The organism is Enterococcus pallens ATCC BAA-351 (assembly GCF_000407485.1).
Lineage (GTDB): Bacteria > Bacillota > Bacilli > Lactobacillales > Enterococcaceae > Enterococcus_A > Enterococcus_A pallens.
In genome coordinates this window covers 629,604-650,613 of the sequence record NZ_ASWD01000001.1, presented here as the reverse complement: position 1 = coordinate 650,613, position 21,010 = coordinate 629,604, and the positions used below count along the sequence as shown (strand labels likewise).

Genomic DNA, 21,010 nt, shown 5'->3' with positions numbered 1-21,010 from the left:
GTCGCAATGATATTTGTTACGGTAGGGAGTCAAAAGTTTCCTTTTGACCGTTTATTAATAAAGATTGATCAGCTAAAACAAGACGGAAGTATTCAAGAAGAGGTATTTGCTCAAATAGGACACAGCACTTACCAGCCTCAACATTATTCTTATGTCAGATTTATGGATCAGGCTTGTTTTGAGGAGAAGCTTGAACAATGCGATCTACTTATTACCCATGGTGGAACAGGAGTAATTATTACTGCCTTGAAGCTAGGGAAAAAAGTATTGGCTGTTCCTCGTTTAGCGAAATACCATGAGCATGTGGATGATCATCAGTTAGAGTTGCTTAAGCAGTTCAATGAACAAAACTTGATTTGCTGCTGCCAGGAGATGGACCTTATGGAAAAGCTGCTGTCAACAATTCGTATTAGGAAATTTCAGCCCTTTACTTCTAACACAGCAGCTTACCTGAAAGAACTAGATCATGAGTTAGCCAATATACAGCAAAATTCGAAAAAAAATCTTTTATATCAGCGAATCAATAAATATTTTGAATATATTGCCACTAAGCTTATGCTCCTGACAAAGCAAAAATGCTTCCAGATAAAAAATGAAAAAATCCATTATATGTTTAAAAAGAAAAATAGTAACGTGCTTATTATTGTTTTTAGCTCTTGTACTCGAAGAGGGGTTAAAGCTCGATATAACTACGTGCGCACTTTAAAAGGTATAGATTGTGACCAATTATTTATCTTGGATGACTGGGGATATGATCAACGCGGAATCTACTATCTAGGACGAGAAATGAATTTTTCAGTAGAGCAAGCAGTAGAAGCATTTATTGAACAGAAAATCCAAGAAGCAGCTTATGAAAAGATTATTTTTGCGGGTTCCAGTAAGGGGGGCTATGCAGCGTTGAATTTTGGCTTGCGCGTTCCAGGTTCAACAATAATTGCTGGGGCTCCTCAGTATCGTTTAGGAGAGTATTTCACTGACTCCGCTAATAAACTAGAGGAAACATTACGTTATATTGCTGGAAATAATATAGATCAAAGTAAATTGGATGTTCTTAACACGCATCTAGAGAAAAAAATAAACAAATATACAGCACATTCGGATTCAATCACTATTCATCTCCATTATTCAGAGAAGGAACATACCTATGGGGAGCATATTAGTGGGCTGATTGAGGAGTTAAGGCAAAATGATTTTCATGTGACTAAGGATATTCAACAATACTCGAACCATTCCGATATCAGCTTATATTTCCCACAATTTTTATTACAAAAAATTGATGAGTAAAGGAGTGTCAAATGACAAAGAAAAGAAGAATCATTTTTATAGTGGTTTGTTTAATCATAATTGTTGGAATATGCAGCTTTGTGATTTGGCTGAATCATGAGCCTTCTAGTCCTTCGAGTGATGCAATTGAAACCGAGACAAAAAAGAAACAAGAGTTAAAAATAGAAGTTGATGGAACGAATGTCACCGTTAAAAATGCAGTACCGATTATTTCTGATTTTGATAATCGAGAAGGGGGCGAAGCAGTTATTCCCGATTTTTACAATACTGGGGCAGATTTGACCCAACCAATGCTGACTCCTGAATATTATGTTCAGGAAGGGTATTTGGAAAAACGGGAGAATGATTATGTCATGAAGCTGCAAAGCAGCAGCTTTGATGAGGAAACATTGCTATTTGAAAATATTTTTTTTGCGGATCTACCCTTGTTTTTAGCAAATAATAATCAAGTCAGTCCAACGGGAACTATTGAGTTCAGAAATTGCTATTTTTCAGAAGGAATCAATTTGACTAACGATATTCAGAAGCAACTAATTTTTACAAATTGTGATTTTTTGACAGAACCGGTGAGTGCTTCAAATAGTCAATTTTATCATTGTAAGTTTTACGAGTCATATGGAGATGCACTTCAAATCGGAGCCAATGTGATCCTTCAAGATAGCTATATCTTTAATAATGGATTAGGGGATCCAGAAAAATATCATTCTGATGGAATTCAAATTGCGGGCTTTGGTCATACAGATGCTCATAACATTTCTATTGATAATGTCAGAATCGAGATGCCCCGTGTTTATCCTCACTACGGACATAATTCGGCCATGCTGATTAAGATGGATATGGCGAATGGTTATGACATGAGTTTTAAAAATATGATTTTGAATGGTGGAGCCTTTACATTGTATCTTGTTCCCACTGACTATGAAATGAAGGATTTACACTTTGAAAACCTGCGCTTTGGCAATACTTCAGAATGGGGACCTGTTTACACAAATGAGTCTTTAGGCAATGTCGACGGATGGGCGGGACAAGAAGTCATTAATTGTGATATGCAATCGACAGTCTATGTTAGCTCTGTCAGAAAAGAAGATGGAAGCTTTATTTTTTGTGCTACCAACGAGACTGAGGCTAGTCGTAAACTACGAGTGGAGACGGACTTAGGTGTCACAACAATCGAAGTTCCTCCCGTTTTGACGGTGAAGCAAGCTCAAAAGAAGAAGGCCAGCTACGAAGCAATGAATATTGATTTGCCTTTTGAAGTGGCAGCCGGAAGTTGGATTAAGATCTATGATGGAAAAGAGCTGATTCGGTATAAAAACTTTGCGGAATAATATAGACGTTAGTGTAATTGTACCCATTTATAATACACAGGACTATTTGGAAGCTTGCTTGAATAGCTTGATTCACCAAACCTTGGAGTCGATAGAGCTGATTTTAGTAGATGATGGATCAACCGACAACTCCGGAAGAATTGCTGAAGATTTTGCACAAAAATATCCAGAAAAAATCAGACTTTTTCAACAAAAAAATGGCGGACAAGCAAAAGCACGCAATCTTGGTCTGAGTATTGCTGAAGGCAAGTATGTTGGATTTGTAGATTCTGACGATGTTGTTGCAATAGATATGTATGAACAAATGTATCAAGAAGCTGAATACAATCAGGCAGACTTGGTGGAATGTGGGTATCGATATTGCAAAATTATTAATAATGAAGAGTTTCAGTTGCCAAACTATGGCACGATAAAAAAGCGTACGACAATACAAGATTTTTTTATCGATCCATTGGTTTCTCCTTGGAATAAGCTGTATCGTAGACAACTTGTTAAAAAATCTCAGGTTCTATTCCCAGAAGGGCTTATTTATGAGGATACAGCTTTTTATTTGAATTTATTGCCTTGGATAGAAAAAACGGCCTTTGTTGAAGCAAATTTGGTAACCCATTATGCAAGAACGAATTCTACCCAAACTTTAGTGGGCAACATGAAGGTAGGAGATATGCTGACAGTTATTGAAAAGATCATCAATTATTATCAGCTGAATGGGTTTTGGAAAGATTATTATCTGGAGCTGGAATATTTTTGTGTGAAAATTTTACTTTGCAGTTGTTTAGGTAGGATTAACAGCTTAGGCGATCGAAGTGTCAAGCAAACAACTATTCGCCAGCTGACAGCATTGATAGCAGAGTACTTTCCTAACTATAAAAAAAATCCTTACCTGAACAAGGGAATGATTGGCACCTATATAAAAATGTACAACCGATGGACGGCACCTTTCTTTTCTTATGCTTCAGGTAAAGCCTATCAGTGGAAAATGACTAGGACCATCTGATGAAATTATGGAAAAAGAATTGTGGGGGTAAAGATGTGTCAATAATACCAAAAGATTCTCCTGTCTCAATTAAGTACGCAGGAATCATAAAACAAAGCGAAGTGAAGGGAGAATTATGGAAAGAGTAACTAGCCAAAAGGATAAATTGTTTAACCAAGGAGCAATTAACATAAATCTTTATACCTTGATGAATGTATTAATTGTAGCCATCTTTTTTATCCCTGATTATTTAGGCTTTTCTTTTTTGAATGTACAAAGACTTTGTTTGTTAGTTATCTGGTGTCTGATCATGAGAACTCCTCAAAGACGGCAAGACTTTTTTCAGGTTATTACTAAAATGCACTATAATGTGCTGTTTATCATTTATATAGCAGTCTTGCTAATCACAAGTCTCGTAAGAATCAATCCCAACACATTGTTAAATCCACTTTTCGATCAGATAGCAGTTTTTTATACCGCTTTGTATTTGTTTAATGCAGGTTTTCCAGTCGAGAAATTTCAGCAATTGTTGATCAAGATTACTTATATCTTATGTTTTATGGGGATTATCGAGTATCTAACGAAGTTTTCAATTTTCACAAAGTTTGAAATTATTAAAGGCTTGACAACAGGAGAATATATTCGTGGGGGATCTTATCGTATTTTCGGACCGGCACATCACCCCTTAGGTTATGGCTTGTTCTTAATTTTGATGCTGGCCATTATTTGCTACAAAAAAGATAGCGGATTAAATTTATTCAATCGACCTTTTGGCGTGACATTGATATTTATTAATACGCTAATGACGGGGTCTCGATCTACCATTGGTATTTTAATGCTGGCCATCGCTTTAGTAGCTATATTCAGTACAAGGAAACGAGAAGTACTGCTGATTTCTAGTGTGATTGCAGGGATGGTTCTTTGTCTCTTTGTTTTACTTTTTCATCTAACGCCTATCCAATCCTTGTTAAGTCGTTTCAGTCTGGTCATTGACGCAGTGTTGAATACGAATTTAGCCTCAAATTTTAATACTGAGGATTTGTCGACTTATAAAAATAGTGAGCAGTATAGAGAATGGCTGCCTAAAATTTTATCATTGGCTTGGTTAAATCCCTTCTTAGGACAGGGAAATGGTTATCAGTTTAATTGGTATTATCAAGGATTTCATATCCATTCCATTGACAATTATTATATTAATCAGTTTATCAAAGTAGCTTATCCAGGATTGATTATTCAGCTTATTTTGTATCTCTGTTTTATGGGACGAATGCTTAAAACAGCTTTATTAAAGAGCTCGCAATTATCATTAGCCCTGCTGATTTCCTGTGGCTGCTATTTTATAAATCTTTACTGGGTAGATGCATTGGGCACCTTGGATTATGTATTTATGTTGTTTGCTGCTGCCTATCATTTATCTGAACCTATAGAAAGAGAGTCAAAAAGCAATTATGAAAATATCGGTCATCATGGCTACCTTTAATGGGGAAGAGGTGATTTTTTCTCAGCTAGAATCACTAAAAAAACAAAGCCTTCAGCCCGATGAGGTACTAATTTTTGACGATGCATCCAGTGATAATACAGTAGCTATAATTTCTGAGTTTATCAAAAAGAATCAGCTGACTTCTCGGTGGCACCTGAATTGCAATAAAAAAAATATGGGATACTGCAATAATTTTCGCCAAGCAGCGATGCAGGCTAAAGGGGAACTACTCTTTTTTGCTGATCAAGATGATTTATGGCGACCTGAAAAAATTGAATTGATGGCTGAAATCATGCAAAACAATCTCCAAATAGAGATGCTGGCAGGCCGGTTTGCTTCTTTTCAAGGAGAGGAGCCAGTGATTAAAGAAATTCCGGCGATTGAACATACTGATTATCAAATAGAACAGATTCCCTTTTCACAGAAAAATATGTATCTGAGATCAGTTGGCTGCACGATGGGAATACGACGATCATTAATAAAAGAAATTTCGCCTTTTTGGTATGACGAATGGGCCCAAGACGAAATCGTCTGGAAGCTTTCATTGTGTCGTGGCAGTGGGTATTTCTTAGATTACCCAGTTATTTATCGCCGTTTCCACGAAAAGAACACTTCAGGCAAAAAAATGCATACGCAAGAGACTCGAATGAACTATCTGCGAAATCTGGAAAAAAGCTTTGTTTATATGGAAAACTTCGCTGAAGCACAAGGTTGTACAGATAAAAAGCTGCAGTTGATCAATAAAAATCAACACATGGCGATACGACGGCAGCTGGTCGTAGGAAAGGGCGATCTTCGTTCAGCACTGTTTCTCTTAATAAAAGGACTATCCACCTACCATAAGAAAAGAGGCTGGTTAGTGGAACTCTATTTAGGGTTACAAAATAGAGAACGTAATAAGAATGAAAGCTTTACAGATTGCAGGAGGAAGAAATGAAGATAGTTAAGGTAGTAGTTTATTCAGCATGTGTAATTTCACTCATAATATTAGGGACATATTTGTATAAAACTTATGAAAATAAGGATACTGATCCACCAGTTCTTTCTGTTCCAAAGGTTCCTTTGCAGACAGATGTTGACAGCACGGATGAAGAGCTATTAAAAGATGTGACAGCAGTTGACGAGGTAGAAGGGAATTTAACTGACAGTATTTTCGTTGACAAGATTAGTAAAGGCGAAAATAAGGGAAGTAAAACATTTGATATATCCTATGTAGCCATTGATGAGCAATTGAATGTGGTTAAGGAAACGAGGAAGCTTATTTATCAAGACTATCATCCTCCTCGGTTTTCAATCGAAGCGCCTTTAGAAACTTCCAGCAATTTGGAGTTGGATCTAAGGGAACTGTTAACAGCATCAGATGTCAAAGATGGGGATTTGACACCGTTTATAAAAATAACAGGTGAAGGAATAAATGGCAATGATGGAGAGCTTATTCCTGGGGACTATCAGGTAACACTTGAGGTTGTTAATAGCTTGGGGGATCGTACGCAGTTGCCGGTCACTGTTGAGGTGAAAGCAGCTCTCAGTGAGAAAGGTCCAGCTATTAAGCTTTCTGAATATATTGTGTACTTACCTATAAACACACCGTTTGATCCAACGAATTATTTACAGGCGGTAGAAGATGAGGAGACCATGCGGGTAACTAATGGCGCGAACAAGGTTTCAACTGAGGAAGAAGATGCTGGCGGACAATCCATTGATGCGTCAGCAATTACTTACTCATCCAATGTTGATCCGGCAGTCCCAGGAGTTTATCAAGTTGTCTATCAATATACCTCTCCTACAACAAACCAAAAAGGTCATGCGACCTTATATGTCTGTGTAGAAGGAGGAGAATAGGATGGATCGACAAGAAAAACAAACAATAGGATTTTCAAGTCTGTTGCGGCTAATAAGAAAATCATTAGGTGTTATTGTTAGCCTTGCAATTATAGCTTTTGTGGGAACCTATATTCTAATCAATGAGTATATGCCAAGCAAATACACTGTCAGAAGCAGTGTAGCAATTATTCCAAGGACAGATGTAGGCTTGTCCTTTAATGAGAATCGCTTTGTTCAGGCTGCGGATAAGTATTATGGCCTGTTAGATAGTGAGATTTTTCGCCAATTAGTCTGGGAAAATGTGGAGGGCGATCGTCAACCAGCAGATAAACTAACTATTGTGTCTGAAGAGGCTTCTAACCTTATTTTCTTAGAAGGAGAGAGTACTAGCCCTAAACGAGCGTTTAGTATAGCTAAATCGGCTATTAACAATTATAAGAAGATGATCAATTACAGTCAGGATAGCTATTTTTTAGATACTTTCTCATTACCAAATGCTGAGCAAATTCAGGAGAAGTCTAATCGGTCATTTTTACTTGCAGCAGCGGTTAGCGGGCTGGTTTTAACTTTAGGAATTTTCTTAGTAGCGCTGAGTTATATTTTCAGTGACAAGGTTTATACCATTGAACAAGCCAAAAGAAAAATCAATGGACGTTTTATAGGCAGTATTGCCGCTCAAAAAAAGGACAAAAAGGGCAAGGTAGTAATTTCGCAGATTTCTACACCAGCAGCTATTGTAAAGGATTACCAAAAAACAGCTATAAGTATTGATTATTCAATGCGGCAGGCTCAGCATAATGTGCTATTGATCAGCAGTGTAAATCCAGGTGAAGGAAAAAGTACAGCAGCTTTAAATCTTGCGATTGCATTGCATCAATTAAATAGAAAAGTTTTGCTATTGGACTTAGATTTGAGGCATCCCAAATTGGCTGAATATGCTCATGTGGAAGTTACTGAATCTACAGAAATAAGTCAGCTGTTGCTGGAAACAAAACCACAAAAAATTAAGCAATACATTAAGCAGCATGAAGATTTAGGGATTGACTATATATTCGGGAAAAAAGCAATTTTTCATGAAGAGCCAGCTGTGATAGAACGATTAGAGCAGTTTTTGAAAGTTTTGAAAAGAGAATACGACTATATCATTATTGATACTTCACCAATTGGAATCGTTAAAGAAACTTACCTTAAGGCTTCTTTAGCAGAAGAAATTCTATTGGTGGTCAGACAAGGAACCACCAATGCTGATCAGGTAAATAAAGTGATTGAAGATATGAGATTATCCAATCTCTCATTAATCGGTTTTATTTTAAACGGAGTTCCACTAAAGGATTAAAGACTATGGATGACGGGGACAAAAAATGCGAGAACAAACAAATAGGTATACACAAAATTTGACAGGTGACAGCATCACTATTCAGATGAAGGATACAATCGAACGGATGATTTTAGGGTTTAAGCGGTATGGTTGGTCGATGCTGCTGACACTACTTTCTACTATATTAGCGGCTGTCCTTTTCTGGGCACTTACCTATCAACCCATTTATGAAAAGCAGACAATTTACACGGTGACTATCACTGGAGAGACTGCTCAGGATAATTTAGCAACCATGTTTTTGGCAGGAAGTTTTCCGGAGCTGCTAAACAGTCAATTAAATGAAATTATCCAAGACGAAGTGGAGCTTACAGATCAAGATAGCTATAACTTAAATATTGAAGTAGTCAATTCAGTGAATATGTTAAGACTATCTGTTCAATCAAGTAATCCAGAAATTGCTGAAAGGGTAATGGATGTTGTATCAACTCGTTATCCAGAATATGCGGCAAAGGATCTGGGCAATGTTGTTATCAGTGAAATTGAAAATGTAAAACAGTTGACCTTAGTTGAGGATTACGAACAACTGCTGATCTTATTTTTGGTGAGCTTGTGCATAGGAATAGTGATAGATGGCCTCTTTTTACTGCTATTTACTTTCCGCTACAAAACAATTCAATCAACCAAATCAATGGCTAGTCTAACTACCTTAAGAAACTATGGTGTGTTCCCTAAGCTGGCGAATGAAACAGCAAAACGTAAACGGAATTATCGCCAGCAATTAATATCTCAAGACCTTTTCGCTCAAGAAATGAAAGCATCTGTTTTAAAGCTGCGCTTGCAAAAAGGAGAGGTAGTCCTATTTATTGCTTCGAAGCCAAACGAAGGGGTAACCACAATCACAAAAGAAATAGCTAAAACTCTTGGAAGTAAAGACCAAAAAACGTTGGTCTTAGAACTGGTCAATGGATCAGAGGAGGATAGCAAAGGACAATTACTGAAGAAAAACTCAGCAATTTCAACATTTATTAAAAAAGAAGAAAGCTATGATCACCTCTGTTTGTCTCTTCATGAGTTTGAAAAAGCTTGCATTGAAGACCAAGAAGGAATGAAGCAACTCTCTGGGCTTCTAGGAAGACTGAAGACTGAGTATAGCCATATTTTACTAGATAGTGTTTCGCTGGAGTCGCTTCAATGTTTGCCCCAGCTAGCTAAGTTGGTCGACCAAACAATATTTCTTGTTAAGCAAAATAGTACTGAAATAAAGACAGTTCAACATAGCTTATCATTGCTGGAAAGCAATAGCTTCAAGCTGAAGGGATATCTGTTGAATTTTTCTGACCTTGATGGAAGTTATTATGGTTCTTATGGGAAAAGCAATTATGACAAGTATTATGGGGGCTTATCTAATGAAGTAGGGCAACTACCCGAACAATAGAAAGTGCAGGAGACGAAATGAAAAATCGAAAAACATTTTTTTTGTTGCTGATTTTATTTATTGGTTTGCTGGCAGCAACTGGTTATGAACTAAATCGAGTTCATGAGCAGATTGAAGAAGCAAAAACAACGGTCATTCAAATAAATAGCCAGTAAAGAAATGAGTTACGTGGAATTATAAAAGGATGAATCAAAAAAATGGAGAAAGAACCGTTAGTATCAATTGTCATTCCAGTATATAACAGCTATGACTGTATTCAAAATGGATATGAATCACTTATAAAGCAAACCTATAAAAAAATAGAAATTCTGATTATTGATGACGGAAGTGCTATGCAGCCACCAGCAGTATTGTTGAAAAGATTCGCAGCAGATTCTCGTGTTCGCTTTTATCCGCGAGAGCATGCCGGTCCTGGAGCGGCAAGGAACTTTGGTATAAAAGAAAGTACAGGTGAATACCTGCTATTTATGGATAGTGATGATTGGTTGGATCAATGTACGATTGAAGAATTGGTGAAAGCAGCAACCGATTCGGGCTCTTCAACGGATGTTCTGATCTTTGGCTTCCATTTATATGAGCAAGAGTCTTTCAAAGAGAGTAAAACAGCATCGGGTTACTCAGGTAGTAAGAAAGAATTTTTCAATGAACCATTTTATGAATGCTATAAGCAATTTTTATTGAATGCTCCTTGGAATAAGTTGATTCGGCGAAAGCTTTTGCTTCAAGAGGAGATTTTTTTCGATGAACAGCTGAGAATATTAGAGGATTTGCTTTTTTCCTTGCAAGTTATAGCAGCTGCTCAACGAATTAAGGTCATAGATCAAGCCTTCTATCATTATCATTATTTAAGGCCTAATTCACTAATGACCAAATTCCATATTGGAAAAGAGAAAATTCTGCTCCAAATTTGTCAGCTGATAGTACAACTGACCAAAGATTATCCCGCACATCATAGTTATTACTGCAAAGATATTGCGATGAAGGTGATACTTCAGTTGCTGCAGGTTAAAGAACAAAAGCAGTATACAGTGAGACAAAGACTGCAAATGGGGCGGACTTGCTTGGAAAATCCCCAACTGAAAGCTCTTGTGAAAGTAGCTGTGCCTGAAAATCGTCACGAGAAGGCAAAGCTTCTTTTGCTTAAGGTATTAATCAAACTAGCGGGGAAAACGAATAGAACGGCTAGGGTACAAGAAGGTGAACGAATTGATTGATAGCCATACACATATTTTGTTTGGTGTTGATGATGGGGCGGTCGATTTAGAAGAGTCTCTAGAGCTTTTAATGCAATCGGCTGCTAACGGTGTAAAGGAGCTTGTTCTGACTCCTCATGGAAATATGAAAAAGGAAGCAGGGCTTACACATAAAAACCAGATCCTTGAATCTTTCAGCTATTTGAAGAGCATGCTCCAATTTCATGAAATACCGCTAAATCTCCATTTAGGGATGGAAGTGATGGGGGATTTTGCAGTGGGACAAGCTTGGAGGAATGAGGAGTTGTTCACTTTAGGAAACAGTCGCTATCTATTGGTAGAATTCCCTTTCACTGCCAATGCAAATTTCGCTTGCGACTGTTTAAAACAAATAGAAGCCTGTGGCCTAAAACCAGTGATTGCTCACCCTGAACGATACAAGTTCATCACTGACAATCCTGCGATTGCCTATGAATGGAATCGCAAAGGGTATTTTTTACAAATCAATAGCGGCAGTATTTTAGGAGAGTTTGGAGAAACAATCCGGCACACAGTACAAATTCTGTTGAAGCATCAGCTTGTCCAAATAGTAGCTAGTGACTGTCATCATAGCACCCATCGCGTGCCTAATCTTGCTGAAGCTTGGCAGCTATTGGCTCGAGATTATTCTCCGGGGTATAGTGATCTTCTTTTGAAGGTAAATCCCAAACTTCTTTTAGCTGATCAGCAGGTACTAATTATTAATCCCAAAAACCCACGAAAGCAAGGAGTTAGGCATGTTTACTGAAGTAATTAAGGTATCTGTCTGCATTACTACATACAATCAGGAAAATTATATAGCTGAAGCATTGGAGAGTGTGGTGAATCAGAAGACTTTATTTCCTTTTGAAGTGATTGTTCATGATGATGCTTCAACGGATCGTACTCCGAAAATAATAGAAGAGTTTGCCAAAAGGTATCCTAGTTTGTTTATTACGATCATACAAGAACAAAATCAGGTCTCCCAAGGTGTGAATATTGACAAGGATTTTATTTTGCCAAGATGTCGAGGAAAATATTTGGCATTTTTGGAAGGTGATGACTATTGGCTTGATCAATACAAGCTGCAAAAGCAATATGATGCCATGGAGCGACAGCCCAACAGCAGCATTTGTGTTCATCGCGTGGAATTGATTGATGAGAGTGGTCGTCATCCTAACAAATATTTACCTTCAAAGAAAAAGATAAACCAAGAGTGCTTAATTAGCGGCACCGAATATTTACAGTATCAGGAATACTTGTTTCAGACTGGCAGCTATTTTTTTAAAACGAGATATATGAGGGAATTTAGTGAAAATGAAACAACGTTGGCCGAGCACTTCAATGGCGATGATTGCATTCTCCGCTGGGCGATTCAAAAGGGGACCATTTTATTTTTAAATGAAACAATGTCGGTTTATCGGAAAAACGTGCCTAATGGATGGAGTACCAACTATGCCAAACATTCATCTGAGGAGAGAATTGACTATTTGAAACGAACCATTAAAGCTGAGCTTCTGTTTAATCAAGAATCGCATTTTCGCTATCGTTCAGTTATTGAGAGTAGAATTCTTTCGACTATTCTGATTGCTAATTCCTACAATCATCAAGAAACAAACCGATTGCTTCAAAATTATCAGGAGATTGTGGATTCTTTCAGTAAACGACCTCCGAAAAATCAATTTGAAAAACAAGTTTTATTCAATTATAAATTGTATCAATTTAGTCCTAGACTACATAAGATAATGCGTCGGCTGAACCATTTCTATCAAAAGTTGTTGGCCGACTAATAGGTGGAGGAAAAAAGTGAAAGATATTTACGTTACTAGAGCTTCAATGCCTAGTTTAGCAGAGTATGTAGAAGAAATAAGTGACATTTGGAAATCTCACTGGATGACTAATGGAGGAGAAAAATCACAGGCATTAGAAGAAAAGCTGAAAAAAGTATTGCAAACAGATCAACTTTCCTTGTTTGTTAATGGTCATTCAGCTTTAGAATTGCTGCTTCAAGCTATGAATCTATCTGGAGAGGTCATAACAACGCCTTATACTTTTGCCTCTACTACTCATGCAATCGTAAGAAATAATCTTACTCCGGTCTTTTGTGATATTAAACCAGAGGATTTCACACTTGATCCAACTAAAATTGAGGCTTTGATTACAGATAAAACGACAGCAATTTTGCCGGTTCACGTATACGGGAATGTATGTGAGGTTGAGACGATTCAAAAGATTGCCGATGCGTATGATTTGAAGGTTATTTATGACGCTGCTCATGTTTTTGGTGTGACTTATAAGGGGCAAGGAATTAGTAATTATGGGGATGCCGCAATGTACAGCTTTCACGCAACTAAGGTATTCAATACGATTGAAGGCGGCTGTGCCTGTTATAAGGATGAGCAAATAGGCTACAAGCTGGATCAGTTGAAAAACTTTGGAATTCAATGTCAGACCGTGGTGGATGGTGTAGGAGCAAATGCCAAAATGAATGAATTCCAGGCAGCGATGGGCTTGTGCAATTTGAAAAGTCTCTCAGAAAATATTAAGCATAGAAAAGCAGCAACGGAATTGTATGATAGTTTACTGCAGGATGTAGAAGGAATAATCGTTAACCAAAAGCAGAAAGAGGTTCAATCAAACTATTCCTATTATCCGATTATTGTCCAGCCAGAATGCTACGGTGCGACTAGAAATCAGTTAGCTGCATTTTTAGCTGAAAATGGCATTCATCCTAGAAAGTATTTTTATCCGATTACCAGTTCTTTTGATTGCTATCACAATCAGTTTGACCCGTTTCAAACGCCAATAGCATTAGGAATGTCAAAAAGAGTGTTGACGTTGCCGCTTTATGCGGATCTGGACTTGTCCGATGTTAAGCGAATTTGCGAGCTGATCAAGCAGTTTAAAAAAATCGTTTAATTGAAACTAAGCGCACAAGCATCTAAAGAACTGAAGGGAAGAATTGTGTGAATAATAACAACTCACAAGGAGTAAACGGAACGATTCAGAAAAAAACGGTGAAGGGAATGTTTTGGACGGGCCTAGAGATGCTGGGACGGCAAGGGGCAACCTTTGTTATTCAAATTTTTTTGGCTCGTTTATTGCTGCCAGAAGACTTTGGCTTAATCGGCATGCTGACCATTTTTATTTCATTGTCTAATGTTCTGATTGATGTGGGCTTTCAAACTTGGCTGTTACATGAAAAAGAGCCGACTGAAGAAGAATTTTCCACTGTCTTTTTCTTTAATCTGGGGATAGCTATTTTATTATATGGGTTACTGTTTTTTTATGCGCCCGCTGTTTCTAGATTTTATGGTCGCCCAATTTTAGCCCCAATGTTGCGAGTGTTGGGAATCAGTTTGATTATGAATGCTTTTGCTTTAGTACAGCGTACGCAATTAACAATCAAGCTAAATTTTAAAATACAGACGGTCATCACGGCCTACGCCATTTGTTTATCTGGAGCGACAGCCATTCTCTGTGCTTATTTAGGATTAGGTGTCTGGAGTTTAGTTCTTCAGCAGGTACTAAATACGACAATCAGTTCTCTTTTAACTGTCTTCATGAATCGCTGGGTACCAGTCTGGAAATTCCAGGTTAGCAGTTTTAAGAAAATGTTTGGCTATAGTTGGAAGCTGGTGGCTTCCACTATGCTAGATACTGCATATAATAACCTCAATTCCATTTTGATTGGTCGTTTTTTTTCGGCGGCTAGCTTAGGCTATTTTTCTAATGCCCAAAAAATGCAGGACGTAATACCGCGGTCCTTGTCAGGGGCAGTTCAAAAGGTAAGCTTTCCGGTATTGAGCCGCTATAAGGAAGATAAAAAGATATTATCCACTGCTTTTTCTCGAATTTTAAAACTAGTTTCATTCGTAGCCATTCCTGTTTCTTTTGGATTATCCGGAACGGGAACAGAAATTTTTCAACTAGTCTTCGGGGAAAAATGGTTAACCGCGGTACCGTATTTCAAAATAATGGCACTGACAGCATCCTGTTATCCAATTCATGTTCTAAATTTGAATTTGTTACAGATTGTCGGCAGAACGGATCGATTTTTAGCTTTGGAGCTGGTAAAAAAAGCGATTGGCTTGGTTACTACCCTGATTACGCTGTTTATTTTCCGAAGTGTAATGGCTCTAGTGATCTTAGATTTCTTCATGAATTTTATTACGCTATACATCAATGGATTTTATACTGAAGAAATTATCGGCTATTCATTGGTTCAGCAGATGAAGGATTTAATCCGAGTATTTTTTTCAGGAGGATTAATGTTACTAGTGATTAGTATTGTGGGATTCATTCTTCCCTACGGTCCTATAATAAGTTTGCTAGTTAAGATTGTAATCGGCTGCTGTGTCTATTTAGGGTCGAGTTACCTTTTAAATCGAGAAGAAATGAAACGATTTATAGAAATAATACAATGGTTAATGAGGCGAAAGCAGAAAAAGGAGTAACTATGAGAGAAATTGGCGGATATTTTGGTTTGGAAACATTTGAAGGAACAGACTATTACCTGAATGCAGTTGCTTTAGATAAAGCAAGAAGCTGTTTACTTTATATCGTTAAGGCTCGAAAGTATACTCGGATTTATTTGCCTGATTATTTATGCGATTGTGTCGCAGAGGTTTTGTCCGCCTCAGGAGTTGCGGTCAGTTTTTATCCAATCGATCGTCACCTGCAGCCAATATTTTCTCGGCAGTTATCGGTTGACGAGGGACTTTATTTGGTGAATTACTATGGACAATTAAGTAATCGTGCAATTCAGGATTACCAGAAAAAGTATAGGAATATCATAGTTGATAATACGCAGGCTTTTTTTCAACCTCCAGTAGCTGAGGTGGATACATTCTATACATGTCGGAAATTTTTTGGTGTTCCTGACGGGGCGTATCTGTTTATTGATCAAAGACTTGATGACGTTTATCCAACTGATTCTTCACGTACACGAATGGGCCACCTATTGGGAAGATTTGAAGACTCAGCTGAAAATTACTACCAGGAATATCAGGAAAATGAAGAGCAATTGGATAAAAATCCAATCAAAAAAATGTCCAAGCTCACAGCTAATTTGCTGCGGGCTGTACCCTATGAAGCAATTAAAGGACAACGTACACAAAATATGACTGTCTTGAGTCGGGAGCTGCAGGCGGTTAATGGGCTGCATTATCGCGAAGTGGAGGGTGCTTTTTCTTATCCATTATTAGTTGAGAACGGTGCAAGGATTCGTAAAGAACTAGCAGCAAAAAGAATTTATTTGCCAACGCTGTGGCCGAATGTTATTAAGACACAAGCTAAAAGCAGTTGGGCATATTTTTACGCGCAAAATATTCTACCATTGCCTTGTGATCAGCGATATACCAAGGAAGATATGATTTATTTAGTGAAGCAGCTTCAGCCTTTTTTAGTTAAGTCTGCCGGAGAGGAAAAAGAAAATGAAAATTATTACTGAGAAAAAGCAATGGAATGAAAGCATTAAGAGCTTTCCTTTTTGGGACGTTTCTCATCTGTGGGGTTATCATGAAGCCTTTCGTTTAAGAGATCCATCCTTTGAGGCAAGGTTGTTTTTGTTTGAATGTGAACAGGGTCGTTTAGCGTATCCATTTTGTTTAAAAAAGCTGAGCCTTCATCCAGAATATTCAGAAAAAGGCAAGAATCGTTTTTATTTGGATACGGTGTATGGACACGTGGGCCCGCTTTACGAAGGAGATTCTGTTGAAAAAATTTGGCAAGCTTGTGAGAAGGACTTTCGTCAGTATTGTGAGGATGAAAATATTGTATTGATTCAGGAACGATTTCATCCCGTTTATCAAAATCAAATCAAACTTTTTCCGGAAAGCCAAGTCTATGAAAAACGTAAATTAGTGGTTTGTACCACTTTAGATTTCGAAAACCTATATCACACTACACACCGGAAAAACAGACGTTATCTACGAATGGCAAAAGAAAATGATCTGCAATTTATCCAGGCAGGAATAGAAGAAATCGATGACTTTTTAGCATTGTATTATGACACCATGGAGCGAAATCAAGCAGAGGAGGTCTTCTATTTTGAAAAAGAATTTTTTGTTTTTCTTCACGAAGAGCTGCAGGAGCTGTTTACTCTCTTTTTTTGTTACAAAGACGGAAAACGAATTAATGGGACAATCAGTTTACATTCACCAACTAGCGGGATTGGATTTGTAATGGGCAATGATCGCAATTATAGGAAATACAATTTGGGATTTGTCAGTGCAGCAAATTTTCTAGATTACTTTAACACAATCGACATGCCCAAGCTGATTGTTGGTGGCGGTAATACCACAGCATTAGATAATCCGATGCTGCGCTCAAAAATGAAATACACTCAGGAAGAGCCAGTTTCTTTTTATGTCGGAAAGACAGTGCTTTGGCCAGAGTTGGAAGAAGGGGATTTTTATGGGAATAGTACCCTTGACTGATTCCTCAGTGATTTTGCTTTTTCTTGAGGATATTCATCGGCTGCATCAACAGCTATACCCTGATTTTTTTAAAACATTTCATGAAGACTCAATGAAAGAGACAGTTGAGGAAGCATTATCGTCGGAAACAGAATTCTTTTATGGGTTGCAAATGGAGGAGGAGTGGGTTTCCTTTCTGTGGTTTTCACTTCATCCAGCCAGAGAAAGTCAATGGAACAGCAAAGCAGCTAGTCTTCAGATTGATGCTCTATTCACAAAAGAAAACTATCGAGGCCACGGATTAGCAAAACAATTACTGGATTTTGCTGAAGGTTTCGCTAGACAGACTGGTGTAAGTATATTGACGTTAAATTGTTATGGAGACAATGATGCTATACATTTTTATCATAAAATGGGCTATTCACCCTCAAATATCACCATGATCAAACAAGTGGAAGGATGAAGGTGTGTCAGTGAAGATAATTAAAGAAAAAGAAGCTTGGAATCAAGTGGTTTACAGCTTCCGTCAATGGGATGCTGCGCATGAATGGGGATATTTTTCGGCTTTTCATGTTCGTGATCCGCATAATGAGCCATTGCTTTTCTTTTACGAAAGTTCATCAGGAAGGGTAGCTTATCCCTTTCTGCGCGGTCGTCTAGACGAATCGACTGAGGATTATCAGCTGCAGGCTGTTTATGGTTATACAGGTCCTTTAATTGAAGGAACAAGTAATGAAGAAGAGATTTGGAAAGAATTCACAGAGGCTTTTGCAAATTATTGTCGAAATACTAAAGTCAGTAAAGTTGAGGAACGATTTCATCCATTGCTAGCCAATGACTATCCTCTATTTAAAGAAACGAATAAAAGAAAAGTTCGTGACGTTGTACTCATTGAAACTGCTCCAGAGTCAATTTTAGAGGAAAGTTATTCTCGCAAGGACAAGCGAAGAGGCATGAAACGAGCCAGAAAGAATGGCATTGAAGTTTTTACAGAAGGAATAGAGCATTTGGAACGTTTTTTAGAATTGTATTATCAAACGATGGATCACAATCAAGCGGCCGAAATTTACTATTTTGAACGAGATTTTTTCCTCACGTTAGCTGAAGAATTTCAGGAACGTTTGGTTTTGTTTAATGCCTATTTAGAGAATCAAATTATTGAATCTGCACTTTATTTATACACGCCTTTATGTGCGTATTCCTTTTTGACCGCTCGTGACTTAGCCTATAGTTCCTATCATGCTAATAATCTTGTTAGCCAAAAGGCCTATGCGTTTTTCTATAAGAAGGGAATTCAACGTGTAAATGAAGGCGGCGGGAGAACCAGTGATCCCGAAGACTCGTTGTTTCGTTTTAAGCAAGGGTTTACTAAAAAGAATAGTACGGTTCCAGAGATATTTCCTTATTATCAGGCAACCACTAGGCTTTAAATTTGGAAAAGAGGATAAGATGACAAAAATAGCTGTCTTAGGATTGGGTTATGTAGGCTTAGCCAACGCTTTGCTGCTGGCCCAAAACGATCAGGTTATTGCTTATGATATTAACCAACAAAAAATTGAACAGCTTCAAAAGGGACGCTCCCCGATTGAAGACCAAAAAATTCAAGAATTCCTTACACGCAATGATTTATCTATTCGCTTCACGCATCAGTTTAACCAGACTGTAGCTTCTGCTGAATATATACTAATAGCAACGCCAACCGATTATGATCCACAAAAGAATTATTTTGATACCTCGTCAATTGATCAGGTCGTGGCAGAGGTCCTAAATATAAATCCAGAGGCGTTCTTTATTATCAAGTCGACAATACCGGTTGGTTACACGAATCAATTAAGAGAAAAATTTGAAACAGATCGCATCATTTTTTCTCCCGAATTTTTACGAGAGGGTCGTGCGCTGCAAGACAATTTGTATCCCTCACGAATCATTGTAGGGGAAAAGTCGCTTCAAGGAAAAGCAGTTGCTGAGCTATTTAGTAAAAATGCCTGGAAAAAGGAAATACCGATTTTGCTTACTGGGGCGTCAGAGGCGGAAGCAATCAAATTATATGCTAATTCTTACTTAGCTTTGCGGGTAGCCTACTTTAACGAGTTGGATACTTATGCTGAGCTGCATCAGCTAAATACAAAGGAAATCATTGAAGGGGTGGGGATGGATAGTCGAATAGGCACGCACTACAACAATCCCTCTTTTGGGTATGGTGGCTATTGTTTGCCCAAGGATACAAAACAGCTGTTAGCTAATTACGAAGATGTTCCGTCTACACTAATTCGGGCGATTGTAGAGGCGAATGCTGTCAGAAAGGATTTTATTGCCCAGCAAATTATCAAACAGCAGCCAGAGGTTGTTGGCTTTTATCGACTGACAATGAAGGCTGATTCTGATAATTTTCGCTACAGCTCGATTCTGGGAATTATTCGACGTATTCAAGAGCAAGGAATCCCTTTTATTGTGTACGAGCCAACGTTAAAAGAAGGGCATTCTTTTCCGTACGAGGTGGAAACGGATTTTGAGAGGTTTAAGCAGCGAGCTTCATTAATCGTGGCTAATCGGTTAGAAAAAGAACTAGCTGATGTGGAGCATAAGCTCTATACCAGAGATATTTTTGGACGAGATGAATAAAAGCCACTGACAAAATTCTAGGAGGAAGAAAGATGCCAAAGAACCAAGGAACAGAGAAGCAGCAAACAAAGCGATTGAAAACTATTTTATTCATTTTGACTGCTCTTTTTTTGTCAGTAATGCTTTTCTTGTTTGTTTTTGCAGCTAGAGTGTTTTTAGATGTCAAAACAACATCAGAAGAGATATATCGGCCGCTTGAACACGAAACCTCTGTCGAAAAAATATCTAAGGAAAACAAAAAAGCGTTTAGTGTATTACTTTTGGGGGTAGATACTGGTGCTTTAGGGCGTAACGAGCAAGGACGCTCGGACACTATTTTAGTAGCAGTAATCGATCCTAAAAAAGAGGAAACCGTACTATTAAGTCTTCCCCGGGATACATATACTGAGATAGCAGGTTATGGTGAAATGGATAAATTGAATCATGCGTATGCGTTTGGAGGTCCAGAGATGGCAAAGGCTTCTGTTGAGAAACTGCTGGACATTCCTATTAATTACTATGTATCGATTAATATGGAAGGCATTGAATCCTTAGTAGATCAGGTTGGCGGTGTGGAGATCGAGAATCGTAATGCCTTTACTTATGATGGAACAGAATTTCCTGAAGGAGTACAGAAGTTAAAAGGAACTGAAGCATTAAAATATGTTCGTATGCGTTATGATGATCCTGAGGGGGATTATGGCCGTCAAGCTAGACAAAGACAATTGATCCAGGTGATTGCAAAACAAATTCTTAGTATTAACGGTTTGATAGACTATCAAGATATCTTAAGCTGCATGAAAGATAACGTCAGCACTAATTTGACCTTTGATGAGATGAAATTATTGCTGATTGATTATCGACCTGCTCTCCAAACGATTGAAGGGGTTCAGTTAAAAGGAGAAGGCTTTATGGAAAATAATATCTCATATCAACGAATTCCGGCTGAAGAATTGGCTCAAGCACAAAAATATTTAAAGGAACGTTTGGATCATTAATCAAATGAAATAGCTTTGATAAAAGCTGGATCTTTTCAATTAATAATATAGAAAGCTTTCAAAGCTCGCTAAGCATTAGATTGTTTCTCTAATGTTTAGGGGGCTTTTTTTAATGACCGGTAAACTACGTTTCAAC

At 37.8% G+C, this 21,010-nt stretch carries 20 protein-coding genes; all 20 read left to right on the top strand.

All coding sequences use genetic code 11. The annotated features are described in order from the left end of the window. Positions 1-6: 6 nt before the first annotated feature. The 20 genes from pssE to I588_RS03035 all read left to right on the top strand — a co-directional run bounded on the left by pssE (position 7) and on the right by I588_RS03035 (position 20,874). Positions 7-1,284 carry a PssE/Cps14G family polysaccharide biosynthesis glycosyltransferase gene (pssE, locus tag I588_RS26705; RefSeq protein ID WP_010757493.1) on the top strand — a complete coding sequence of 426 codons (1,278 nt, stop codon included), beginning with the start codon at positions 7-9 and terminating at the stop codon, positions 1,282-1,284. A gap of 11 nt (positions 1,285-1,295) precedes the next feature. Continuing rightward, on the top strand, positions 1,296-2,612 hold the full coding sequence (locus tag I588_RS03120) for a hypothetical protein (protein ID WP_010757492.1): 1,317 nt from the start codon (positions 1,296-1,298) through the stop codon (positions 2,610-2,612). Further along, complete coding sequence (locus I588_RS03115) at positions 2,602-3,609, top strand: glycosyltransferase (protein ID WP_071879628.1); 1,008 nt, start codon at positions 2,602-2,604, stop codon at positions 3,607-3,609. Before I588_RS03120 ends, I588_RS03115 begins: the two co-directional genes overlap by 11 nt. A 115-nt stretch (positions 3,610-3,724) precedes the next feature. Continuing rightward, positions 3,725-5,068 carry an O-antigen ligase family protein gene (locus I588_RS03110; protein WP_010757489.1) on the top strand — a complete coding sequence of 448 codons (1,344 nt, stop codon included), beginning with the start codon at positions 3,725-3,727 and terminating at the stop codon, positions 5,066-5,068. Next, positions 5,037-6,005, top strand: coding sequence for a glycosyltransferase (locus I588_RS26340; protein ID WP_016250030.1), 969 nt, complete (start codon positions 5,037-5,039; stop codon positions 6,003-6,005). The genes I588_RS03110 and I588_RS26340 overlap by 32 nt, the downstream gene beginning before the upstream one ends. Further along, positions 6,002-6,910: a hypothetical protein gene (locus I588_RS03100; RefSeq protein WP_010757487.1), complete on the top strand. Its 909-nt coding sequence runs from the start codon at positions 6,002-6,004 to the stop codon at positions 6,908-6,910. Before I588_RS26340 ends, I588_RS03100 begins: the two co-directional genes overlap by 4 nt. A 1-nt stretch (position 6,911) precedes the next feature. Further along, on the top strand, positions 6,912-8,228 hold the full coding sequence (locus tag I588_RS03095) for a CpsD/CapB family tyrosine-protein kinase (protein WP_010757486.1): 1,317 nt from the start codon (positions 6,912-6,914) through the stop codon (positions 8,226-8,228). Positions 8,229-8,253: 25 nt separating this feature from the next. Continuing rightward, a complete protein-coding gene (locus I588_RS03090) occupies positions 8,254-9,645 on the top strand; it encodes a hypothetical protein (protein WP_010757485.1) in 1,392 nt (463 codons plus the stop codon). 17 nt (positions 9,646-9,662) lie between these two features. Then, the gene (locus I588_RS27185) at positions 9,663-9,800 is read left to right on the top strand and encodes a hypothetical protein (protein WP_010757484.1); all 138 of its coding nucleotides are present in this window, start codon (positions 9,663-9,665) and stop codon (positions 9,798-9,800) included. A 42-nt stretch (positions 9,801-9,842) separates the two neighbouring features. Beyond that, on the top strand, positions 9,843-10,859 hold the full coding sequence (locus tag I588_RS03085; RefSeq protein ID WP_010757483.1) for a glycosyltransferase family 2 protein: 1,017 nt from the start codon (positions 9,843-9,845) through the stop codon (positions 10,857-10,859). Next, positions 10,843-11,625, top strand: a complete 783-nt coding sequence (locus I588_RS03080; protein ID WP_139244008.1) for a tyrosine-protein phosphatase — start codon at positions 10,843-10,845, stop codon at positions 11,623-11,625. The genes I588_RS03085 and I588_RS03080 overlap by 17 nt, the downstream gene beginning before the upstream one ends. Beyond that, complete coding sequence (locus I588_RS26335) at positions 11,615-12,646, top strand: glycosyltransferase family 2 protein (RefSeq protein ID WP_010757481.1); 1,032 nt, start codon at positions 11,615-11,617, stop codon at positions 12,644-12,646. Before I588_RS03080 ends, I588_RS26335 begins: the two co-directional genes overlap by 11 nt. 16 nt (positions 12,647-12,662) lie before the next feature. After that, a complete protein-coding gene (locus I588_RS03070) occupies positions 12,663-13,775 on the top strand; it encodes a DegT/DnrJ/EryC1/StrS family aminotransferase (protein ID WP_010757480.1) in 1,113 nt (370 codons plus the stop codon). Between the two features lie 47 nt (positions 13,776-13,822). Then, the gene (locus I588_RS03065) at positions 13,823-15,313 is read left to right on the top strand and encodes a lipopolysaccharide biosynthesis protein (RefSeq protein WP_010757479.1); all 1,491 of its coding nucleotides are present in this window, start codon (positions 13,823-13,825) and stop codon (positions 15,311-15,313) included. Positions 15,314-15,315: 2 nt separating this feature from the next. Next, entirely contained in the window at positions 15,316-16,308 is a 993-nt protein-coding gene (locus tag I588_RS03060) for a hypothetical protein (RefSeq protein ID WP_010757478.1), read from the top strand. Next, on the top strand, positions 16,292-17,296 hold the full coding sequence (locus tag I588_RS03055; protein WP_010757477.1) for a GNAT family N-acetyltransferase: 1,005 nt from the start codon (positions 16,292-16,294) through the stop codon (positions 17,294-17,296). The genes I588_RS03060 and I588_RS03055 overlap by 17 nt, the downstream gene beginning before the upstream one ends. After that, positions 17,274-17,738, top strand: a complete 465-nt coding sequence (locus tag I588_RS03050; protein WP_010757476.1) for a GNAT family N-acetyltransferase — start codon at positions 17,274-17,276, stop codon at positions 17,736-17,738. Before I588_RS03055 ends, I588_RS03050 begins: the two co-directional genes overlap by 23 nt. A 10-nt stretch (positions 17,739-17,748) precedes the next feature. Beyond that, the gene (locus I588_RS03045; protein ID WP_034693301.1) at positions 17,749-18,705 is read left to right on the top strand and encodes a peptidoglycan bridge formation glycyltransferase FemA/FemB family protein; all 957 of its coding nucleotides are present in this window, start codon (positions 17,749-17,751) and stop codon (positions 18,703-18,705) included. Between the two features lie 19 nt (positions 18,706-18,724). After that, positions 18,725-19,897 carry a nucleotide sugar dehydrogenase gene (locus tag I588_RS03040; protein WP_010757474.1) on the top strand — a complete coding sequence of 391 codons (1,173 nt, stop codon included), beginning with the start codon at positions 18,725-18,727 and terminating at the stop codon, positions 19,895-19,897. Between the two features lie 32 nt (positions 19,898-19,929). Next, positions 19,930-20,874 (top strand): LCP family glycopolymer transferase, encoded by a 945-nt coding sequence (locus I588_RS03035; RefSeq protein WP_010757473.1) that lies wholly within the window; start codon positions 19,930-19,932, stop codon positions 20,872-20,874. Positions 20,875-21,010: the final 136 nt, after the last annotated feature.

Coding starts and splice junctions, on each gene's coding strand:
- pssE (WP_010757493.1), top strand. CDS start 7: ATGATATTTGTTACGGTAGGGAGTCAAAAGTTTCCTTTTGACCGTTTA.
- I588_RS03120 (WP_010757492.1), top strand. CDS start 1,296: ATGACAAAGAAAAGAAGAATCATTTTTATAGTGGTTTGTTTAATCATA.
- I588_RS03110 (WP_010757489.1), top strand. CDS start 3,725: ATGGAAAGAGTAACTAGCCAAAAGGATAAATTGTTTAACCAAGGAGCA.
- I588_RS26340 (WP_016250030.1), top strand. CDS start 5,037: ATGAAAATATCGGTCATCATGGCTACCTTTAATGGGGAAGAGGTGATT.
- I588_RS03100 (WP_010757487.1), top strand. CDS start 6,002: ATGAAGATAGTTAAGGTAGTAGTTTATTCAGCATGTGTAATTTCACTC.
- I588_RS03095 (WP_010757486.1), top strand. CDS start 6,912: ATGGATCGACAAGAAAAACAAACAATAGGATTTTCAAGTCTGTTGCGG.
- I588_RS03090 (WP_010757485.1), top strand. CDS start 8,254: ATGCGAGAACAAACAAATAGGTATACACAAAATTTGACAGGTGACAGC.
- I588_RS27185 (WP_010757484.1), top strand. CDS start 9,663: ATGAAAAATCGAAAAACATTTTTTTTGTTGCTGATTTTATTTATTGGT.
- I588_RS03085 (WP_010757483.1), top strand. CDS start 9,843: ATGGAGAAAGAACCGTTAGTATCAATTGTCATTCCAGTATATAACAGC.
- I588_RS26335 (WP_010757481.1), top strand. CDS start 11,615: ATGTTTACTGAAGTAATTAAGGTATCTGTCTGCATTACTACATACAAT.
- I588_RS03060 (WP_010757478.1), top strand. CDS start 15,316: ATGAGAGAAATTGGCGGATATTTTGGTTTGGAAACATTTGAAGGAACA.
- I588_RS03055 (WP_010757477.1), top strand. CDS start 16,292: ATGAAAATTATTACTGAGAAAAAGCAATGGAATGAAAGCATTAAGAGC.
- I588_RS03050 (WP_010757476.1), top strand. CDS start 17,274: ATGGGAATAGTACCCTTGACTGATTCCTCAGTGATTTTGCTTTTTCTT.
- I588_RS03040 (WP_010757474.1), top strand. CDS start 18,725: ATGACAAAAATAGCTGTCTTAGGATTGGGTTATGTAGGCTTAGCCAAC.
- I588_RS03035 (WP_010757473.1), top strand. CDS start 19,930: ATGCCAAAGAACCAAGGAACAGAGAAGCAGCAAACAAAGCGATTGAAA.